The organism is Micromonospora arida, assembly GCF_003857035.1.
GTDB lineage: Bacteria > Actinomycetota > Actinomycetes > Mycobacteriales > Micromonosporaceae > Micromonospora > Micromonospora arida.
Genome location: NZ_QGSY01000168.1, coordinates 1 through 19218, shown reverse-complemented (window position 1 = coordinate 19218; position 19218 = coordinate 1). Strand labels below are relative to the sequence as shown.

Genomic DNA, 19218 nt, shown 5'->3' with positions numbered 1-19218 from the left:
CCCATGGCGTTGTTGCGCTGTCGGGGCCTGCGCAAGGAGTTCGGCGGGCACGCCGTGCTCGACCACCTCGACCTGACCGTCGCCGAGCATCAGGTGGTGGCGCTGATCGGCGCGTCCGGGTCGGGCAAGTCGACACTGCTGCGGTGCGTGAACCTGCTGGAGGAGCTGGACGACGGCACCATCGAGCTGGACGGGGAGGACATCTCCGATCCCCGGGTGGACCCCGATCGGGTCCGGCGGCGGATCGGCATGGTGTTCCAGGCGTACAACCTCTTTCCGCACCTGAGCGTGTTGGACAACATCACCCTCGCGCCGCGCCGCGTACACCGGCGGGGCCGGGCGGAGGCCGAGGCGCAGGCCCGGGAACTGCTCGACCGGGTGGGGCTCGGCGCCAAGGCGGACGCCTACCCGGACCGGCTCTCCGGCGGGCAGCAGCAGCGGGTGGCGATCGTCCGGGCGCTGGCCAACTCACCTCGACTGATGCTGCTCGACGAGGTCACCTCCGCGCTCGACCCAGAGCTGGTCGGCGAGGTGCTGGCGATGATCCGCGACCTGAAGGCCGACGGCATGACCATGGTGCTGGCCACCCACGAGATGGGCTTCGCCCGGGAGGTCGCCGACGAGGTGTGCTTCCTCGACGCCGGGCGGGTCATCGAGAGCGGCCCGCCCGAGCAGGTGCTGGGCGAGCCGACCCAGCCTCGTACCCGGCAGTTCCTGCGCCGGATCATCGAGGCCGGCCGTCTCTGAGGGCCCGCCTTCAGAGACGGCCGAAGCGGCCGAGGCGTCAGCCGCCGAAGCCGACCCGCTGGGCGTTGCCCGCCGCCACCGTCCGCACGGCCAGCGCCGCGTCGAGCGCCGCCACTGTGGCGGCCCAGCCCTTGTCCTCCGCCGAGCCGGGCAGACCGGCGCGGTCGCGGGCCTGCTCGATGGTCTCCACGGTCAACACTCCGTGCGCCACCGGCTTGCCCTCGTCCAGCGCCACCCGGGTCAGCCCGTCGGTGACCGAACGGCACACGTAGTCGAAGTGGGCGGTGGACCCACGGACCACCACGCCGAGGGCGACCACCACGTCGCAGCGGCGGGCGAGGGCCTGCGCGACCACCGGCAGCTCGACCGAGCCGGCGACCCGGGCGACCACGGAACGCGCGCCGCACGCCTCGGCGGCGGCCACCGCACGCTCCAGCATGTGATCGGTCAGCTCGCCGTGCCAGCGGGCGGCAACGACCCCGACGGTCAGCCCCGCGGCGTCGACCGCCTCGACTCCCGGCTCACCGAAACCCGCCATCGTCATGCTCCGATCTCGTCGTTGGCGACCGGACGCCCCAGCGGCGCCTCGGACACCTCGTCCAACTCGTCCAGCAGGTGACCCATCCGGTCCCGCTTGGTGCGCAGGTAGCGCATGTTCTCCGGGTGCGCGCCGACCGGCAGCCCCTCGCGGCCGGTGATGGTCAACCCGTACCCCTCCAGCCCGGCCCGCTTGGCCGGGTTGTTGGTCAGCAGCCGCATCGACCGCACGCCCAGGTCGTAGAGGATCTGCGCGCCGGTGCCGTAGTCGCGGGCGTCGGCCGGCAGGCCCAGGTCGAGGTTGGCGTCGACGGTGTCGCGGCCCAGGTCCTGCAACTGGTACGCCTGCAGCTTGTGCAGCAGGCCGATGCCGCGCCCCTCGTGCCCACGGACGTAGAGCACCACGCCCCGGCCTTCCTGCCCGACCCGAGCCAGTGCGGCGTCCAGCTGCGGCCCACAGTCGCAGCGCAGCGAGCCGAACACGTCCCCGGTCAGGCACTCGGAGTGCACCCGGACCAGCACGTCCTGGCCGTCACCGATGTCACCCAGGACCATCGCGACATGTTCGGCCGGGTCGTGCTCGGCGCGGTAGCCGAGCGCCCGGAACACCCCGTGCTTCGTCGGCATCCGGGCGTCGGCGACCAGCTCGACCTGCTTCTCGGTACGCCGCCGGTAGGCGATCAGGTCGGCGATGGTGACGAGCGTGAGGCCGTGCTCGGCGGAGAACTTCTCCAGGTCCGGCAGGCGCATCATGGTGCCGTCGTCGTTGACCAGCTCGCAGAGCACGCCGGCCGGACGCAGCCCGGCCAGCCGGGTCAGGTCGATCCCCGCCTCGGTGTGCCCCGGTCGGCGCAGCACCCCGCCCTCGCGAGCGCGCAGCGGCACCACGTGCCCGGGGCGGGCCAGGTCGGTCGGGTCGGTCGCCGCGCCGGCGAGCAGCCGGCTGGTGTGCGCGCGGTCGGCCGCCGAGATGCCGGTGCTGACCCCCTCGCGGGCGTCCACTGTCACCGTGTACGCGGTGCCCCGCCGGTCCTGGTTGGTGTGGTGCATCGGCGGCAGGTCGAGCCGGTCGGCTTCGCTCTCGGTCAGCGCCACGCAGACGTAGCCGGAGGTGTAGCGGACCATGAACGCCATCAACTCCGGCGTGGCCAGCTCGGCCGCGAAGATCAGGTCGCCCTCGTTCTCCCGGTCCGCGTCGTCGACCACGACGACCGGCCGGCCGGCCGCGATGTCCGCGATCGCCTGCTCGATATCCCCAAAGCTGGTCATGCGACAGCCTCCGTGTAGATGGGCGTACGGACGGTCGCCGGTCGGACGGCGCGGGAGGTGCGCCACCAGGCGGCGAAGCCCCAGACGCAGAGGGCGCCGTAGATCAGGTACATGACGGCCGACGGGTAGAACCCGCCGCGTAGCAGCAGCGGCACGCCGACCGCGTCCACAGCGATCCAGAGCAGCCAGAACTCCACCCAGCCGCGGGCCATGCCGTACGTGGCCAGCAGGCTGCCGGTGAGGATCCAGGCGTCGGGCAGCGGGCCCCAGGAGCCCAGAGCCTTGAGCAGCGGGTACGCCGCGGCGGTGCCGATCACTGCGGCCACCAGCAGCATCAGTCGCTCCCGTCCGGTGGCCCAGCGCGGCACGACCGCCGCCTGCCCGGCGTCGGCGCGACGGTTGCGCTGCCAGCGCCACCAGCCGTAGACGCTGACCGCGAAGAAGAACACCTGCCGGCCGGCCTGCCCGTACAGGTCGTGCTCCTGCGGGGTGGCGAACACCCCGCCGAGGAAGACGGTGAGGAGCAGCGCGTTACCGATCATGCCGACCGGCCACGCCCAGACCAGCCGGCGCAACCCGAGCAGCGCCGAGACCAACCCGAAGGCGTTGCCGACGATCTCCCTGGCCAGCACCGGCGAGCCGGCGACGTGCACCTGCGCGTCCAGCAGCCAGCTGAGCGGGCCCATCAGGCCACCCCGCCCGGGTCGGAGGCCAGCTTGCGAGCGTCGGCGTCGGTGAGCCGGTCGCCGAGCAGCCGCTCCACGTACTTGGCCAGCACGTCGACCTCCAGGTTGACCGGGTCGCCGACGCCCTTCGCGCCGAGCGTGGTCAGCTTGAGCGTGGTCGGGATCAGCCCGACGGCGAACTCGTCCGCGCCGACGGCGGCGACGGTCAACGAGACGCCGTCGATGGTGATCGAGCCCTTCTCCACCACGTACCGGGACAGGGCGGCGGGCAGTCGGAACCGGACGGTCTCCCACTGCTCGGCCGGCTCCCGGGAGATCAGTTCACCGACGCCGTCGACGTGGCCCTGCACCAGGTGCCCGCCGAGCCGGCTACCGAGCGCGGCGGCCCGCTCCAGGTTGACCGGGTCCCCGGGGCGCAGCGCGCCCAGCGCGGAGCGGCGCAGCGTCTCCCCCATCACGTCGGCCGTGAAGACACCGTCGGCCACCTCCACGACGGTCAGGCAGACACCGTTGACGGCGATCGAGTCGCCGTGCCGGGCGTCGGACGTGACCAGTGGGCCGCGTACGCCCAGCAGCGCCGAATCGCCTGCCGTCGGCGCGACCCGGACGATCTCGCCCAATTCCTCGATGATGCCGGTGAACATCTCAGCCCTCCCTTTTCCGGGGCAAAGCGGTGATCCGGAGATCCGGACCGATCTGCGTAACGTCGACGAACTCCAGATCGATGGCCTCGGCGATGGTGGTCACTCCCGCGTCGACCAGAGCGGTCGGGCCGGCGCCGAGCAACCGCGGCGCGACGTACCCGACGATCTTGTCGACCAGGCCGGCCTCCAGGAACGCGCCGGCCAGCCGGGGGCCGCCCTCCAGGAGCACCGCGCGGACCCCGCGCTGGTGCAGCGCCGCGAGCAGCGCCGACAGGTCGACCCGGCCGTCCGGGTCGGCGCCGACCTCGTCGGCGGTCGCGATCCACGTCCGTGCGGCGCCGTCGCGGACCCGGGCGTCAGCCGGGGTACGCCCCGAGCTGTCCACCACCACCCGCAGCGGCTGCCGGATGGCCAGGCTGCCGTCGCGCAGGTTGCGGGCTGTCAACCGGGGATCGTCGGCGAGCACGGTGCCCACCCCGGCGATGACCGCGTCGACAGTGCCGCGCAGCGCGTGCACGTCGATCCGGGCCGCCTCCGAGGTGATCCACATACTGGTGCCGTCGGCCGCGGCGGAGCGCCCGTCGAGCGTGGCGGCGTATTTCCAGATCACGTACGGCCAGCCCCGGCGCATCGAGGTCAACCACGCGACGTTGCCGGCCTCGGCCTCCTCACCGCGTACCCCCAGATCGACCCGGACCCCGGCGGCGCGCAAGGTGGCGGCACCCCCGGAAGCGACCGGGTTCGGGTCGGGGACGGCGATGACCACCCGACCCACCCCGGCCTGGACGAGCGCGGAACTACAGGGGCCGGTGCGGCCGGTGTGATCGCAGGGTTCCAGAGTGACGACAGCGGTGCCGCCCTTCGCCCGCAGCCCGGCCTGCGCCAGGGCGACGATCTCGGCGTGCGGCCCCCCGGCGTACGCGTGGAAGCCCTCGCCCACGACCTCGCCGCCCTCGTCGAGGAGCACGCACCCGACCACCGGGTTGGGGCTGGTGGTGCCGAGCCCGCGCGCTGCCAACTCGATCGCACGCCGCATCGCCTCATCAACGGAGACGCTGGCCATTGCGCTGCCCCTGCCCTCTCACTCGCCGGTCCGCGCGCGGGCGGTCAGGGAGGCGGTGGCCATGGGGCCACGGGCAGGCGGTGGCGGATTCCGGGAACGGCACAGCCGCCCCGGGGGGTCGGCACGGCACGCTGAAGCCAGCGGCCGGCTCGGACCCGTCCGTCCCGCGCGCTGTCTCCCATCCGGACTGTCTGGGCGCGGACGAACCGCCCCCAACCGTCGGCCCCGGATTTTCACCAGGTCCACCGGACGGCAGAGCCGTCCGGGTCGCGGGCTGACCACGGTTGGACCGTGGATCACCGCCGGTTCGGAATTTCACCGAGTCCCGCCAGCGCGTGGTGGGTACACGGGAAGTCTTACACGCCGATCCGGCTCCGCCGCCACCTAGGCGAGCTACTTCACAGCGGTATCACGCTCAGGTGACGCCGCGACGCCGGTCCACCGCCACGTACGAGCCCGGTTGGCTCTTGGCCACCGTCTTCATCTCCGAGGCCACCGCGATCGCTTCGAGCGGGTCGGTGAAGCGCTTGCCGGCGTCGGAGAGGGACACCCCGATGGACAGCGTGACCAGGGCCGCCCGCCGGATGTTGCCGCGTCGATCCTTCAACTCGACGAAGCCGCGCTCCCGGTCGGTCGGGTCGTAGAGCGTGTCGGCGGCGGTCTCGAAGTCGACGACCGCCCGGGACGTCAGTGGGCGCACCTGGTCCGGGGCGCAGACGATGACGAAGTCGTCACCGCCGACGTGACCGAGGAAGGCCGGAGGCAGCCCGACGCCCACCACCGCCCGGTGCAGGCTGCGGGCGAGCGCGGAGATGAAGTCGTCGCCGCGCACGAAGCCGTACCGGTCGTTGACGCTCTTGAACCGGTCGATGTCGACGTAGCCGACGGCGTAGTCCACGCCGTTTCGGACCCGATCGCTGATCTCCCGACGGATCCGGCTGTTGCCGGGCAGCCCGGTCAGCGGGGAGACCTCCCGGAACTCCTTGTTGCGGCGCAGCGTGGACGAGACCCGGGCCACCAGCTCGGCGGTGTCGAACGGCTTGACCAGGTAGTCGTCCGCGCCGGCGCTGAGCCCGTGCACCTTGTCGACGGTCATCCCCTTGGCCGTCAGCATGATCACCGGAAGGGCGGACGTCATCGGGTCGGCGCGCAACCGGCGGGTCAGCTCCAGCCCGTCGATCCGGGGCATCATGAGGTCGACCACCGCCAGGTCCGGCCGCTGGCGCTCGATGATCTCCAGGGCCTCCTGGCCGTCGCTGGCGTGGATCACCTCGAAGCCGTGCAGCCGCAGGTTGAACTCGACGAACCGGGCGATGTCCTCGTCGTCGTCCACGACGAGAATGATGTCCTTGCGGTCGGCCTCGGGCTCCACCTCAGGCCCCGGGCGCCGCGCGTTCCGCCAGTGCCCGCAGGTGCCGTACCGCCTCCGCCGGGTCGGCGGCCCCGTACACGGCGGTGCCGGCCACGAACGCGTCGGCGCCCGCCGCGGCCGCCTGCTCGATGGTGTCGGCGGCGATCCCGCCGTCCACCTCGATGCGCAGCTCCAGGTGCCCGGCCGACACGTGCTGCCGGGCCGTCCGCACCTTCTCGAGCAGCTGCGGAATGAACCGCTGCCCACCGAAGCCCGCCTTGATCGTCATGATCAGCAGGGTGTCGAAGCTGGGCAGCAGGTCCAGGTAGGGCTCGATCGGGGTGTCCCGGTCGATGGCCAGGCCCGCCTTCGCACCGGCCGAACGCAGGTCCTTGGCGAGCGCCACCGGGTCGTCGGACGCCTCCGCGTGGAAGGTGACGTTGTACGCCCCGGCGTCGGCGTACCCGGGGGCCCACCGGCGCGGGTCCTCGATCATCAGGTGCACGTCGAAGGGCATCGCCGTGACAGCCCGCAGGCTCTGCACCACGGGCAGCCCAATGGTCAGGTTCGGCACGAAGTGGTTGTCCATCACGTCGACGTGCAACCAGTCCGCGGCGTCCTCGATGGCGCGGACTTCTTCGGCGAGGCGGGCGAAATCGGCGGCCAGGATGCTCGGCGCGACGATCGGCGGCGGTACGGTCACGGGGCCAGTGTACGAACGTGGCGACCCGCCACCCGCATCGCGGCACCATCGGGGACGCGCTGTGATCCAGCAGTGACCACTGGTGCAGAATTGGACGCTCCGGACCCCCGAATCCGGACGAACAGACATCAGCCACTGGCCGATCGACGGAAACGCGACGACACTCCAACCGGGACGGTGCCGTAGGCTGCACGCCCGCCGGGGTCTCGCCGCGGGGCGCGGCGACCGGCCGCCAGCTCCCGGGAGGGCGGACGATGCGACGGTGGCTTCCAGCGCTGGTGCTGGCCAGCGTCACGACGATGCTGCTGGCCGGCTGCACGCCGGCGCGGGGCGCGGACGGTGATCTCACCGACGACTGGCCGACGCTGCGGGTTCCGAAGCCGTTCGCCCCCGCCACCGACACCTGCCTGCCACGGATCGCCACAGTCGTGCAGGCCAGCACGTACGAGACGGTGGACTGCGCGCGCAACCACCTGGCCGAGACCATCCACGTCGGCACCTTCGTCGGGCCCGACGCGCTGACCGAGGCCCGACCGGAACCCGGATCGTCGGCGCTGAGCACGGCTCGCGCCGAATGCGACCAGCGGGCCCGGGAGGTGCTCGGCGGCGACTGGCACACCGCCCGACTCGCGTTGTCCCTCGCCTTGCCGTCCGCGCCCGCCTGGGCCGGCGGCGCCCGCTGGTTCCGCTGCGACCTCAGCGAGACCGGCAGCATCGACAACACCCGCCCGGTGAACCGCACCGGCAGCCTGCGCGGCGCGTTGATCGGCGACACGCCACTGACGCACCGCTGCTTCGACCCCAAACTGATCGGCGACAACCTCAACTACATGGCGCCGGTGCTCTGCACCGAGCCGCACCGCGCCGAGTTCGTGGGCGTCTACGAGGAGCGGGACATGAGCTGGGCGGAGTTCACCAAGTCCGCCGAGCAGGCGCACCAGCGCTGCATGGCCCTGATCGCCGAGTACGCGGCGGTACCCAACAACAGCGAGCTGCCGTACCGGGCCGGGTCCATCTACTACCCACCGTCACAGCGGGAGTGGGAGGAGGGCGACCGTGGGGTGCGCTGTTTCCTGTGGAGCGACGACCGCAAACTCACCCGCTCGATGCGCGGCGCCGGTCCCGAGGGACTGCCCGCGATCTGAGCGTCGTTGCCGTATGCTGCTGCGCCGTGGCGCCATCGACCGGCTGGGTCCGGTCGGGGGCCAGCAGCGGCGGGAGGTCGGAATGCGACGGTGGCTGGCGGCGTTCGCCGGGGGTGGGGCGCTGGCCCTGGCACTGGCCGGGTGCGGCGCACCCGCCGGAATCGACACTGACCTCATCGACGACTGGCCGGCGCCCGTCGCGGCGCAGCAGTTCGTCCCCGCTGCCGACGTCTGCCACCAGAGTTCCCAGCAGGTCGGCTTCCTGACCGGTTACAACCCGACGGCGTGCACCGAGGCGCACCGGGTGGAGACCATGCACGTCGGCACCCTCACCGGCCCGGGCGCCGACGGCGGCACTCCCCCGCAGCCCGGCTCGGCCGGCATGCGGGCCGCGCAGACGGGGTGCGACACGGCGGTCAACAAGGCGGTGGGGGCCGACTGGCGTTCCGGGCGGCTCGGCCTGACCGTCGTGCTGCCGTCACCGCAGGCCTGGTCGGGTGGGGCCCGCTGGTACCGCTGCGACGTCACCGAGATCGCCAGCATCGACGACACCGCGGTCGACCTGCGCACCGGCAGCCTCCGGGGCGCGCTGTCCGGAGCGGCCCCGCTGGCGTACCGCTGCTTCAACCCGAAGCTGGTCAAGGACGACATCGACGAGATGGTCCCGGTCTCCTGCACCGCCAAGCACCACGCCGAGTTCGTCGGCGTCTGGCAGGCGCCGGACACCAGCTACGCCGAGTTCACCCGCAGCACCAAGCGGACCCACCGGGCCTGTCAGACGATGATCGCCAAGTACGCCAAGGTTCCGGACAACTCCCAGCTCGACTTCCGCGCCGGCACGATCTACTACCAGCCGTACGAGGAGGAGTGGCGCAACGGGAACCGGGGCGTGCAGTGCTTCCTCTGGATCTCCGACCGGAACCTGACCCGCTCGATGAAGAACGCCGGCACCAAGGGCCTCCCGGTCACCTGAGCGCGCACCGCGTCCGGCCGGTCGGGTGACCGGCCGGACGCGTGGGTCGGATCAGCCTCGGCGCAGGACGGCGAGGAACATCGCGTCGGTGCCGTGGCGGTGTGGCCAGAGCTGCACGGTCGGCCCGTCACCGAGACCGGGCATGCCGGCCGGCAGCAGCGGGCGGGCGTCCACGAAGTCCACCGCAACCCCGCTGCGGCGGGCCGCCTCGGTCACCGTCACGTGCGTCTCGACGGTGTGCGGCGAACAGGTGACATAGGCGACCAGGCCACCCGGGCGGACCGCCCGCAGTGCCGCGCCGAGCAGTTCCCGTTGCAGCCGGGTCAGCGGCGGCAGGTCGGACGGTTGGCGACGCCAGCGCGACTCCGGCCGACGACGCAGCGACCCCAGCCCGGTGCACGGTGCGTCGACCAGCACCCGGTCGAAGTGCTGCTCCGGCAGTTTCGGGTCGCCGCCGACCTCACGGCCGTCCATGGTCAGCACGGCCACCGGCAGGTCCCGGGTCGCCAGGGAGACCAGCCGGGCGCGGTGCTCGGCCACCTCCACCGCGGTCACCCGGGCACCGCGCTGCGCGGCCAGCGCGCCGAGCAACCCGGCCTTGCCACCCGGGCCGGCGCACAGGTCCAGCCAACGTCCGTCCGGGCCGTCCAGCGGCGCGTCGGCGAGCGCGGTGGCCACCAGTTGGGAGCCCTCGTCCTGGACGTGGGCCCGGCCGTCGACCACCGCCGGGATGTCGCCCGGCGATCCGCCGGGAAGATAGACGGCGTACGGCGAGAAGGCACCGGGGGCACCGCCGACCTGGTCGGCGAGCTCGACCGGGTCGATCAGGCCGGGCCGGGCGCACAGGTGCACCGGCGGGCGCTCATTATCCTCGATCAGGAGGCGCTCCGTCTCACCCAGATCGCCGCCGAGCGCCTCGGAGAAGGCCCGCACGATCCACTGCGGGTGGCTGTACGCCAACGCGAGGTGCCCGACCGGGTCGGTCTCCATCGGTGGAGCGAGCTTCGCCACCCAGGCGTCCGCGTCACGGCTGGACACCTCGCGCAGTACCGCGTTGGCGAAACCGGTAGCCCCCGGTGCGACCGAACGGACCAGGTCCACCGTCGACGAGACCGCGGCGTGCGCCGGCACCCGGGTGTGCAGCAGTTGGTACGCCCCGAGCCGCAGCGCGTCGCGTACCGGCGGGTCGATCCGGGCCACGTCCCGGCCGGCCGCGTCGGTCAGGATCGCATCCAACGTGCCCAGGTGGCGCAGGGTGCCGTAGGTCAGCTCGGTGGCGAAGGCCGCGTCCCGACCGAACAGCCCCTCCTCCCGCAGGATGATGGGCAGCACCAGGTTGGCGAACGCGTCGTCCCGGTGCACCGCCGCCACCGCCTCGTACGCGGCGCGGCGCGGTCGGTCCAGCGGTGGTCGGACCGGGCGGCGATCCCCGCCACGGCCGGTCGACGGGCCGGAGCGCGTCGGTCGGGTTCCCTCCGGTGCCGTCACGCGAAGTCCTCTCCTGTGCCGACCCGGACGCCGCGCGCCCAGTCGGTCGCGTCCATCGCCCGCTTGCCCGCGGCGCGGACCTCACCGAGGCGTACCGGCACCGTCGCCGTGCCGGCCAGCACCCGGGACTTCTCCACCAGCAACTCCCCCGGCTTCAGCTCGGGGCCGTCGGGCACCGGGACGACCGGGCCGAGCTTCACCCGCTCGTCGCGGAACGTGGTCCAGCCGCCCGGCGCGGGCGTGCAGGCCCGGATTCGCCGGTCCACGGCGAAGGCCGGGTCGCCCCAGCGCACCCGCGCGTCGTCCACTGTCAGCTTCGGCGCCAGCGACACCCCGTCGGCCGGCTGCGGCTCGGCGCGGGCAGTGCCGTCGGCGATCGCGTCGAGCACCGCCACCAGCAGCCCGGCGCCGGAATCAGCGAGCCGCCCCAGCAGGTCGCCGGAGGTGTCGGTGGCGCGGATCTCGTCGGTCAGCGTGCCGTAGACCGGGCCGGTGTCCAGACCCTCCTCCAGCTGGAAGACGCTGGCCCCGGTCAGCTCGTCGCCGTGCAGCACGGCGTGCTGCACGGGCGCGGCGCCACGCCACGCGGGCAGCAGGGAGAAGTGCAGGTTGATCCAGCCGTGCCGGGGGATCTCCAGGGCCGCCGGCGGCACCAGCGCGCCGTAAGCGACCACCGGCACGCAGGCCGGCTCCAGCTCGCGCAGCCGGTCGAGGAACTCCGGGTCGCGGGGTCGGGCCGGCGTGAGCACCTCGACGCCGTGCTCGTCGGCCCACGCGCCGACCGGCGAGCGGGACAGGCCCCGCCCACGCCCGGCGGGCGCGTCGGGCCGGGTGACCACGGCCACCAGCTCGTGGCGGGAGGCGGCGACGGCGGCCAGGGCGGGAACGGCGACGGCCGGCGTACCGGCGAAGATCACGCGCATCCGGGTCAGCGCCCCAGACCGAAGGGGTCGCTGATGTGCGGGCTGAGCTTGACCGTGGGCGGGGCCGCGGCGTCGTACCACTCGGCCTGGCGGATCGCCTTCATGGCATCCTTGCGCCCCTCCGGGTCCAGTCGGTCCAGGAAGAGCACCCCGTCGAGGTGGTCGGTCTCGTGCTGCACGCAGCGCGCCATCAGGCCGGTGCCGACGATCTGCATCGGGTCGCCGAACGAGCTGAAGCCCTTGGCGACGACGTTCTGCCGACGCTTGGTGTCGAAGTAGAGCCCGGGGATCGACAGGCAGCCCTCCGGGCCGTCCTGCTCCTCCTCGTCGGGGAACTCCAGCACCGGGTTGATCAGGTGCCCGAGGACATCGTCGACGTCGAAGGTGAACACCCGCAGGCTCACACCGAGCTGTGGCGCGGCCAGGCCGGCGCCGTTCTGCTCACGCATCGTGTCGGTGAGGTCGGCGACGAGCCGACGTAGCTCGGCGTCGAAGTCGACCACCGGATCGGCCGGCGTGCGCAGCACCGGATCCCCAAACAGACGGATGGGCTGGACGGTCACGCGGGACGGCTCCTTCTTCGGACGGACGAGCGGTGCCGTACCAGTCTACGGAGTGCCCGGCCGGGCGCCGGGCGGCGCACCTCGCTCAACCACCGCCGGTGTGCCCAGCGTCACCGGGACGCTCTCGTAGCCTCGCAGAGTGAGCCGGGTGCGGTGCCGGGGAACCTCGGCCAGGGCCAGCTCGGGCAGGCGGCGCAGCAGCATCGGGAAGGCCAACTGCGCCTCCAGCCGGGCCAGGCCCGCGCCGAGACAGTAGTGCGGGCCGGCGCCGAAGGACAGCGGGTGCGCCTGCGCACGGGTCGGGTCGAAGCGCTGCGCGTCGGAAAACCGGCGCGGGTCGCGGTTGGCGGCACCCAGCAGCAACAGGGTCGTACTGCCGGACGGCAGGTCGAGCCCGCCGCAGCGCACCGGCGCGGTGCTGGTCCGGGTGGTCAGCTGCACCGGGGAGTCGTAGCGCAGCAGCTCCTCCACGTACGCCGGGGCAAGGTCCGGATCGGCGCGCAGCGCGGCAGCGGCCTCGGGGTGACCCAGCAGCACGACAAGACCGTTGCCGAGCAGGTTGGTGGTGGTCTCGAAGCCGGCGACCAACAGCACCACCAGGTTGGCCAGCAACTCGGGACCGGTGAGCCGGTCGCCACCAGCGTCGTGCACCTGGACCAGCGCGGTGGTCAGGTCGTCGGCTGGCGCACGACGCCGCGCGACGACCAACTCGACGAAGTAGTCGCGCAGCTCGGTGGCGCCGGCGTCGGCGACGGCCAGCTCCTCGGGGGTGATCTCCGGCTCCAGCACCCCGGTCAGGTCACCGGCCCAGCGGCGGAACAGCGGCCGATCCGCCGCCGGCACGCCGAGCAGCGCGCAGATCACGCCCACTGGCAGGGGGTACGCGAAGTCGGCCAGCACGTCGACCGGGGCGTGGCTCTCGGCCTTTGCCACCATCGAGTCGAGCAGTTCCTCGGCCTGGACACGCACCACGTCGCGCATCCCGGCGACCCGGCGCGGGCTGAACGCGCCGGAGGCGAGCCGACGCATCCGACTGTGGTCGGGCGGGTTGGTCCGCAGCATCGACCGGGCGATCGACGACACCGCGGGGCTCTCCCGCCAGTTCGGCCACATCTGGTCACGCAGCGCGTCGTCCAGCACCCCGAGGCGGGGATCGCGGAGCAGCTCGTCGACCTCCGGATAGCCGGTCACCACGTAGAGGCCCGGCATGGCCTGCACCACCGGCCCGTGCGCGCGCAGCCGCTCGTAGGTCGGGTACGGATCGACGCGCCCCTGCGGCGACATGAGCAGTGTGAGCGCCTCGGCAGCGTCCATGGTCGGCCTCCCCGTCGATGCGTCGGAGACCCCATCATCCCGGTGGTGGCCGCTCCCGGCAGTCCCCGTCGTGGCGGCGCGGGCACGGCTGGGCTCGGCGCGGGGCCACGATGTGCTCGATCCGCCGGGCGGCGCACCTCGCTCAACCACCGCCGGTGTGCCCAGCGTCACCGGCGGGCTCCCCGGCCAACAGCTCCCGCACCCGCTCGGCGTCCGGGTGGCCGAGATCGTCGAGGATGACCAGGGCCCGCCGCCAGGTACGCGCGGCGCCGGCCGCGTCCCCCACCGCCTGCCGGCTCTCGCCGAGCCGGGACAGGGTGTCCGCCTCGTCGTAGCGGTCGCTGACCCGCCGGTACAGCCCGAGGGCCCGCTGGAAACAGCGGATCGCCGCCGGGTGGTCGGCCAGTCGGGCGTGGATGAAGCCGAGGCTGTCCCAGGTGTTCGCCTCGCCGTGCCGGTCGCCTGTCGTCCGCAGCAGCGCCAACGCCTCCCGGCAGTGCCCGAGCGCCGGCTCGTACCGGCCGAGCTGGGCGTACGCCCACCCCACCGCGTTACGGGCGCTGGCCTCCCCGGCGACGTGCCGGGCGGCCCGGTACAGCGCCAGGGCCCGCTCGCTCTGCTCCAGGGACTCGGCGTGCCGGCCGAGCCCGTCGAGCATCGCGCCGAACGCCCGGTGGGTGCGCGCCTGCCCGGTGGGGTCATTCAGCTCCGCGAAGATCACCAGGGCTTGCCGGTAGTTCCTCGCCGCCTCGTTCACCCGGCCCAGCCGGGACAGCACCCGGGCGAGGTCACGGTGGGCGTTCGCCTGCCCGGGTCGGTCGCCGACCCGCTGCGCCCCGGCCAGGGCGTTGCGCTGCGCCACGGCCAGGTCCGGCCACCGCCCCCGGCGTTGCAGGAAGTCCACCAGTGTCCAGGCCAGCTGCCACGCGTGACCGTCGAACCCGGCCCGCCTCGCGTGGGCGACCGCCGCGAGCAGCACCGGATACTCGACGCTGAACCAGGCGAGCGCCTGACCGAGGTCGGTGATCTCCTCGGGCAGCACACCCGGCGCGGCGGCGGTGAGGGTGACCGGGTCCCGTCCCGGTTGCAACAGCAGTGCCGCCGCGTGGGCGGTGTGCAGGTAGTGGTCCAGCCCGCGCCGGATCGCGGCCCGCCGAGCCTGCTCCGGTTCGAGACGTTCGACCTGCTCGGCCGCGTACGCCCGGAGCAGGTCGTGCGCGCCGAACCGACCGGGGGCGTGCTCGGTGACGAGGTGCGCGTGGGCCAGTTCGGCCAGCAGTCGGGGCACCTGGGCCCGGGGCAGCCCGGCCAGACTGGCCGCCGCGGCGACCCCGATGTCCGGTCCGGGGTGGCAGCCGAAGAGCCGGAACAGGCGGGCCGCCGCCGAGGTCAGGCTCCGGTACGACCATGAGAAGACGGCCTGCACGTCGGTGCCGGCGTCCCCTCCGTCGAACGAGTCGAGTGGTCGCGGCGCCGCCCGCAGTTCGGCCGCGAGGGCGGCCAGCGGGAACGTCGGCTTCTCCGCACCTCTCGCGGCGAGCACGGCCAGCGCCAGCGGCAGCCGCGCACACCGCTCGATGATCTCGTCCACCGCCTGCGGCTCGGCCGCCAACCGGTCCGTGCCGAGCCGCCGGGCCAACAGTTGCCATGCTTCGGCGGTGCTGAGCAGGTCGACGCCGATCGGCCGGGCGCCCTCGGCGGCGATCAGGCCAGCGAGCCGGTTGCGGCTTGTTACCAGGACCAGGCAGTTCGGGCTGCCGACCAGCAGGGGTCGGATCTGGTCGGCGTCGCGGGCGTTGTCCAGCAGCACCAGCATCCGGCGGCCGGCGAGCAGGCTGCGGTAGAGGCCCACCTGCGCGGGCAGGTGGGTGGGGATGCGTTCGGGTGGTACCTCGAGGGCCTCCAGGAAACCTCGGACCGCCTCGACGGCCGTCACCACCGTTCCGGTGGCGTCGAACCCGCGCAGGTCGACGTAGAGCTGGCCGTCCGGGAAGCGGTGGGCGACCCGGTGCGCGAAGTTGACAGCGAGGGTCGTCTTGCCGACCCCGGCCGTACCGGACAACGTCATGACGGTGACCGACGCCACGCCGTCGTTCTCGGGCGCCACGGCGCGAGCGCATTCGGCATCGAGCTGGGCGAGTTGGGTCGCACGCCCGACGAACCCGGGCAGCGCCGGGGGCAGCTGGCGGGGTATCGGGAACCGGGGGGACGTGGTGCCGGCGCGTGGGCCGCCGACCCCGGCCCGCGCGACCGCCCGCCCGGTGGTGGCGTGCCCCCGGTTCGGGCGTCGGCGTCGCTCCTCGACCCGGTCCCGCGCGGTGGCCAGCACCCCCTGTTCGGCAGGGCTGGCCCCGAGCAGTCGGATGAGAGCGTCGAACCGCTCCGGCGGCGGCAGGATGTTGCCGGCGAAGTACTCCCCGATGATCCCGCGCGACCAGCCGGTCTTCGCGGCCAACTGCCGGTACGTCAGCAGGGTCTCGCCCTGCTGTCGGGCTTCGCGGCGGCGCAGCTGGCGCAGCAACCCGGCCAACTCGGGCAGTGTCTGCGCCTCAGTGCCGACGCGGACCAGCTCGGCTGACCCGTGTGACGTCTGATGAGTTCCGGACGGTACCCACTGCTCAGACATGCGACCCCCACCCCGGTCATCCGGCCCCCCGGACGCGCACGGGCAGGGTAATTCCGGCCCCACGCCGGTCGATAGACGGCCGCCAATGTTTGACAGTTCCACTGCGGACCGTTCCCCGTCCAGCGGTGTCCAGCGGTGTCCAGTCCCGTCCAGGATCCGCCCCCTGGCGTCAACGCCCCTGCCACCGTCCTGGTGCGGGCACGGCCCGCTCCACGACCCCTGGGGGAAGAGGTACCCGATGATCCGTCCACACCCGACCACCCGGCGCCCGGTCGCGATGCTGCGTCGCGTCGCCGTCACCGCGATCAGTCTCGCGCTGCTCGCCGCAGGCCTGACCGCCACACCGGCCACCGCCGCACCCGGGGGCAAGGCCCCCACCACCGGATCGTTCGTCGACAGCACGCCGGTGCCCGGCGGCTTCGCCTCCTGGTCGGAACTGCTCCGGTTGCAGCAGCGCATGAACAACGCCGCCGCCCAGATCACGAACGCGGCGCAGCGCAGCGCCAACTCCGGCTTCGCCGGCATCGTCGCCGACCCCACCACCCGCCACCTCCAGGTCTACTGGAAGGGTGAGCCGCCCGCCAACCTGGTGGCCACCGCCCGGGCCACCGTCGCCACCCAGGTGCTGCCCGCCGCGTACTCGCAGCGGGAACTCATGGTCGCGGCCGACCGGCTACGGGCCGCCGCCGGCAACAAGATCACCACGGTCGGGCCGCGCGCCGACGGCGCCGGCCTGCTCGTCGGCACGCAGGACGGGCTGCTCGGTGCCACCGCGCTGGCCGGTGTGCCGGTGACCGTGCAGACCAGGGTCGCCGCCGCGCCGGCGACCCGATGGGACGACACGGCGCCGTGGTGGGGCGGTGCCGCCTGGCGCAACGCCACCACCGGCGGCGGCTGCTCGACCGGCTTCGGGGTCTTCCAGGGCGGGTCCGCGCGGATCCTCTCCGCCGCGCACTGCGGCAACATCAACAACGCCGCGACCGACCCGACCGGGCAGTCGATGGGCATCGTCGGCACCCGCAACGCCGGCACCGACACCCTGCTGCTCTCCGGCGCCTCGGGCGGCCGGGTCTTCAACAACAGCACCGACGCGAACGGCAACGTGGTCAGTGAGTTCAGCAACCAGGTGATCGGCGCGTCGGCCAGCCAGGTCGGCAACTGGGTGTGCACCTCCGGCGCGTACTCCGGCACCCGCTGCTCGATCCAGGTGAAGGCCCGCAACCTCTGCATCAACGTGCGCGACTTCGGCCAGGTCTGCGGCCAGGTCCAGGCGGAGAACACCCTCCACACCAACGCCGTCGGCCAGGGTGACAGCGGCGGCCCGGTGGAGATCGTGAACGCGGCGAACACCCTCCAGGTCTGGGCCACCGGCACCAACACCGCCATCGACGACACCAACACGTCGACGGCCTGTACCGGCTACCGCCCCACCGGCCGGGTCTGCGCCTGGCGGTTCTACTACGAGGACATCTTCTCCGGCATGGCCGGCGTCGGCGCCTCGGGCGTCGTCCTCGGCTGAGCCGTACCAGCGATCCGCCGTACGACTCGGTGGCCGGGCCGGCGCGCGTACCCCGCGCGTCGGCTCGGCCTCGCTCAGACGCTGGCGCCCGGGTCCCCCGCGAGCACCGCGTCGCCGCGGAGCAGCGCGGGCTCGGGCAGCGGCAGCTGGATCTTGTGAGCCGCCTCCCAGTCGTAGATCAGGCCGGGGCGCACCTGGTTGGCGAAGTATTCGATCGCGGTCATCCCACCCACGACCGGCTCGTCGACCTCGGCGACCAACTGGGCGGGGACCAGGGAGAAGCCGTTCTGCAGGGCGGCGCTGAGGCGGCGGTGGCCGTCGACGACGAAGAAGTACTCGCCGGTGAACCCGATCTTCAGCGGTTCGAGGGCCTCGTCGCCGGCCTCGGCCACCCCACCGACGAAGTCGGTGTCCCACAGACCGCGCAGGGTGGCGATGTCCTCGGTCGGGTAGACCCGGGCCGGGTCCAGCAGCAGCAGCGGCGGCGCGTCGCGCAGCACCTCGGCGCCGAGCGTGCCCTCGTACGCGGCCACGATGTGCTCGATCACCTCGGCGGCGGACGCCCGGGTGGTGTCACAGATCAGGTCATAGTTGCGCAGCCGGGCCTTGTCCACCCCGTAACGGATGATGAACCGGCTGCGCTCGCTCACGCTGCGCTCCCGCAGCTTGGCCTTGGCCTCCTCCAGGGAGGCGTAGCTCTCCGCCGGCCCGGAGGGGCGGGCGAGCACCCGACGGGCCGCCTCGCCCGGCTCGGTGATCATATGCACCTTGAGCGCGTCGGTGAAGAAGTGCCAGGCCAGCCGGGAGTCCATGACGAGGCGCTCACCGGAGGCGGCGATGTCCCGTTGGAGCTGGTCGACGTAGCCGTCGACGGCCTGGTCGAGCTCGGCGTGCAGGTTGAGCTGCAGCGCGGTCATCTGCCGCTGCTGCGCCATCTCCCGGTAGAGGTCCCCCACGCTGACCCGGCGCATGCCGAGCCGCTTGGCGATCTCGACCGACACGGTGCTCTTGCCGCTGCCGAGGTCGCCGTTGAAGACGATCGATTGTCCAACGGTCACGACTGGTCCACCCCTGATCACCGGCTCATTGACATCATCGACCTCGCGCCCGACCGACGCGTTCCCGCCATCGTCGCGCCATCCCGCGACGGCTCCAGCTCGGCGCGGCTGACGCCCCCTCGCGACCTGGAGCCCGTCGTACGCCTTGGCATGACGGGCGATGCTACCACTCGGGCGCCACCGCTTTGCCGGACGCGGTGTGCGAGGCGCCCCGGCCCCGGGCGAGGTCCGCGACCCTCCGCACCGGCCGAAACGCCTCAGAACAGGCTCAGCGGATCGACCTGGAGACGAACCGGATCGGCGGCCTTGCGAGCGGCCCGGACGCCGGCGGCCGAGTGCAACGCCTCGGCGAGCGCGGCGGCCCGGGCCCGGGGCACCCGGACCAACATCCGCTCCCGGCCCTCCTCGGCCGGCACCGGCCCGAGCACCTCGGCGTCGTCCGGCAGCCGGGCCGCGGCCAGCAGGTCCGCCACCGCCTCGGCCGCTCCGGTGACGCTCGCCATCCGCACGGCCGGCGGGTGGTGGTGGTCGCCGACGGCGCGCTCGCCCCCGTGCAGGCGCTGCTGCGCTGGGACGCCGGCTGGTTCGCCGGCCGGCGCCGGGCGGGCC

Annotated in this window: 17 protein-coding genes, 1 pseudogene and 1 riboswitch; of the genes and pseudogenes, 4 read left to right on the top strand and 14 right to left on the bottom strand. The window is 73.2% G+C overall.

The features are described from left to right. Nucleotides 1-3 precede the first annotated feature (3 nt). The gene (locus DLJ58_RS14025; protein ID WP_112584601.1) at nt 4-747 is read left to right on the top strand and encodes an amino acid ABC transporter ATP-binding protein; all 744 of its coding nucleotides are present in this window, start codon (nt 4-6) and stop codon (nt 745-747) included. Between the two features lie 37 nt (nt 748-784). Here DLJ58_RS14025 and ribH read toward each other — a convergent pair whose 3' ends face one another. The 7 genes from ribH to rpe form a co-directional block, all read right to left on the bottom strand. Then, complete coding sequence (gene ribH, locus DLJ58_RS14020) at nt 785-1285, bottom strand: 6,7-dimethyl-8-ribityllumazine synthase (protein WP_091401939.1); 501 nt, start codon at nt 1283-1285, stop codon at nt 785-787. A 2-nt stretch (nt 1286-1287) separates the two neighbouring features. Beyond that, nucleotides 1288-2553, bottom strand: a complete 1266-nt coding sequence (locus DLJ58_RS14015; RefSeq protein WP_112584600.1) for a bifunctional 3,4-dihydroxy-2-butanone-4-phosphate synthase/GTP cyclohydrolase II — start codon at nt 2551-2553, stop codon at nt 1288-1290. Further along, nucleotides 2550-3239, bottom strand: a complete 690-nt coding sequence (pnuC, locus tag DLJ58_RS14010) for a nicotinamide riboside transporter PnuC (protein ID WP_124856523.1) — start codon at nt 3237-3239, stop codon at nt 2550-2552. The genes DLJ58_RS14015 and pnuC overlap by 4 nt, the downstream gene beginning before the upstream one ends. Further along, nucleotides 3239-3883, bottom strand: coding sequence for a riboflavin synthase (locus DLJ58_RS14005; protein ID WP_124856521.1), 645 nt, complete (start codon nt 3881-3883; stop codon nt 3239-3241). The genes pnuC and DLJ58_RS14005 overlap by 1 nt, the downstream gene beginning before the upstream one ends. Before the next feature lies 1 nt (nt 3884). Further along, a complete protein-coding gene (ribD, locus tag DLJ58_RS14000) occupies nt 3885-4946 on the bottom strand; it encodes a bifunctional diaminohydroxyphosphoribosylaminopyrimidine deaminase/5-amino-6-(5-phosphoribosylamino)uracil reductase RibD (protein ID WP_124856520.1) in 1062 nt (353 codons plus the stop codon). Between the two features lie 166 nt (nt 4947-5112). After that, a riboswitch (FMN riboswitch) is annotated at nt 5113-5283 on the bottom strand. Nucleotides 5284-5361: 78 nt separating this feature from the next. Then, complete coding sequence (locus DLJ58_RS13995; RefSeq protein ID WP_124856518.1) at nt 5362-6318, bottom strand: response regulator; 957 nt, start codon at nt 6316-6318, stop codon at nt 5362-5364. A 1-nt stretch (nt 6319) separates the two neighbouring features. After that, entirely contained in the window at nt 6320-7000 is a 681-nt protein-coding gene (rpe, locus tag DLJ58_RS13990) for a ribulose-phosphate 3-epimerase (RefSeq protein WP_124856516.1), read from the bottom strand. 254 nt (nt 7001-7254) lie between these two features. Here rpe and DLJ58_RS13985 point away from each other — a divergent pair, with 254 nt between their 5' ends. Further along, on the top strand, nt 7255-8145 hold the full coding sequence (locus tag DLJ58_RS13985; protein ID WP_124856514.1) for a septum formation family protein: 891 nt from the start codon (nt 7255-7257) through the stop codon (nt 8143-8145). 82 nt (nt 8146-8227) lie between these two features. Next, nucleotides 8228-9118 (top strand): septum formation family protein, encoded by an 891-nt coding sequence (locus tag DLJ58_RS13980; RefSeq protein ID WP_124856580.1) that lies wholly within the window; start codon nt 8228-8230, stop codon nt 9116-9118. Nucleotides 9119-9169: 51 nt separating this feature from the next. Here DLJ58_RS13980 and DLJ58_RS13975 read toward each other — a convergent pair whose 3' ends face one another. The 5 genes from DLJ58_RS13975 to DLJ58_RS13955 all read right to left on the bottom strand — a co-directional run bounded on the left by DLJ58_RS13975 (nt 9170) and on the right by DLJ58_RS13955 (nt 16032). Beyond that, a complete protein-coding gene (locus DLJ58_RS13975) occupies nt 9170-10648 on the bottom strand; it encodes an RsmB/NOP family class I SAM-dependent RNA methyltransferase (protein ID WP_112622036.1) in 1479 nt (492 codons plus the stop codon). Continuing rightward, nucleotides 10603-11529 (bottom strand): methionyl-tRNA formyltransferase, encoded by a 927-nt coding sequence (gene fmt / locus DLJ58_RS13970; RefSeq protein WP_112639917.1) that lies wholly within the window; start codon nt 11527-11529, stop codon nt 10603-10605. The genes DLJ58_RS13975 and fmt overlap by 46 nt, the downstream gene beginning before the upstream one ends. A 5-nt stretch (nt 11530-11534) precedes the next feature. Next, on the bottom strand, nt 11535-12092 hold the full coding sequence (def, locus tag DLJ58_RS13965) for a peptide deformylase (RefSeq protein ID WP_124856512.1): 558 nt from the start codon (nt 12090-12092) through the stop codon (nt 11535-11537). A gap of 45 nt (nt 12093-12137) precedes the next feature. After that, complete coding sequence (locus tag DLJ58_RS13960) at nt 12138-13406, bottom strand: cytochrome P450 (RefSeq protein ID WP_124856510.1); 1269 nt, start codon at nt 13404-13406, stop codon at nt 12138-12140. Between the two features lie 142 nt (nt 13407-13548). After that, nucleotides 13549-16032 carry an ATP-binding protein gene (locus DLJ58_RS13955; RefSeq protein ID WP_124856508.1) on the bottom strand — a complete coding sequence of 828 codons (2484 nt, stop codon included), beginning with the start codon at nt 16030-16032 and terminating at the stop codon, nt 13549-13551. 238 nt (nt 16033-16270) lie between these two features. Here DLJ58_RS13955 and DLJ58_RS13950 point away from each other — a divergent pair, with 238 nt between their 5' ends. Continuing rightward, complete coding sequence (locus DLJ58_RS13950) at nt 16271-17551, top strand: chymotrypsin family serine protease (protein WP_124856506.1); 1281 nt, start codon at nt 16271-16273, stop codon at nt 17549-17551. A 74-nt stretch (nt 17552-17625) separates the two neighbouring features. On the opposite strand, the gene DLJ58_RS13945 is transcribed toward DLJ58_RS13950, so the two are convergent. Beyond that, the gene (locus DLJ58_RS13945) at nt 17626-18609 is read right to left on the bottom strand and encodes an AAA family ATPase (protein ID WP_124856504.1); all 984 of its coding nucleotides are present in this window, start codon (nt 18607-18609) and stop codon (nt 17626-17628) included. 257 nt (nt 18610-18866) lie between these two features. Then, nucleotides 18867-19218, bottom strand: a pseudogene (locus DLJ58_RS13940) (primosome assembly protein PriA); the annotation flags it as partial.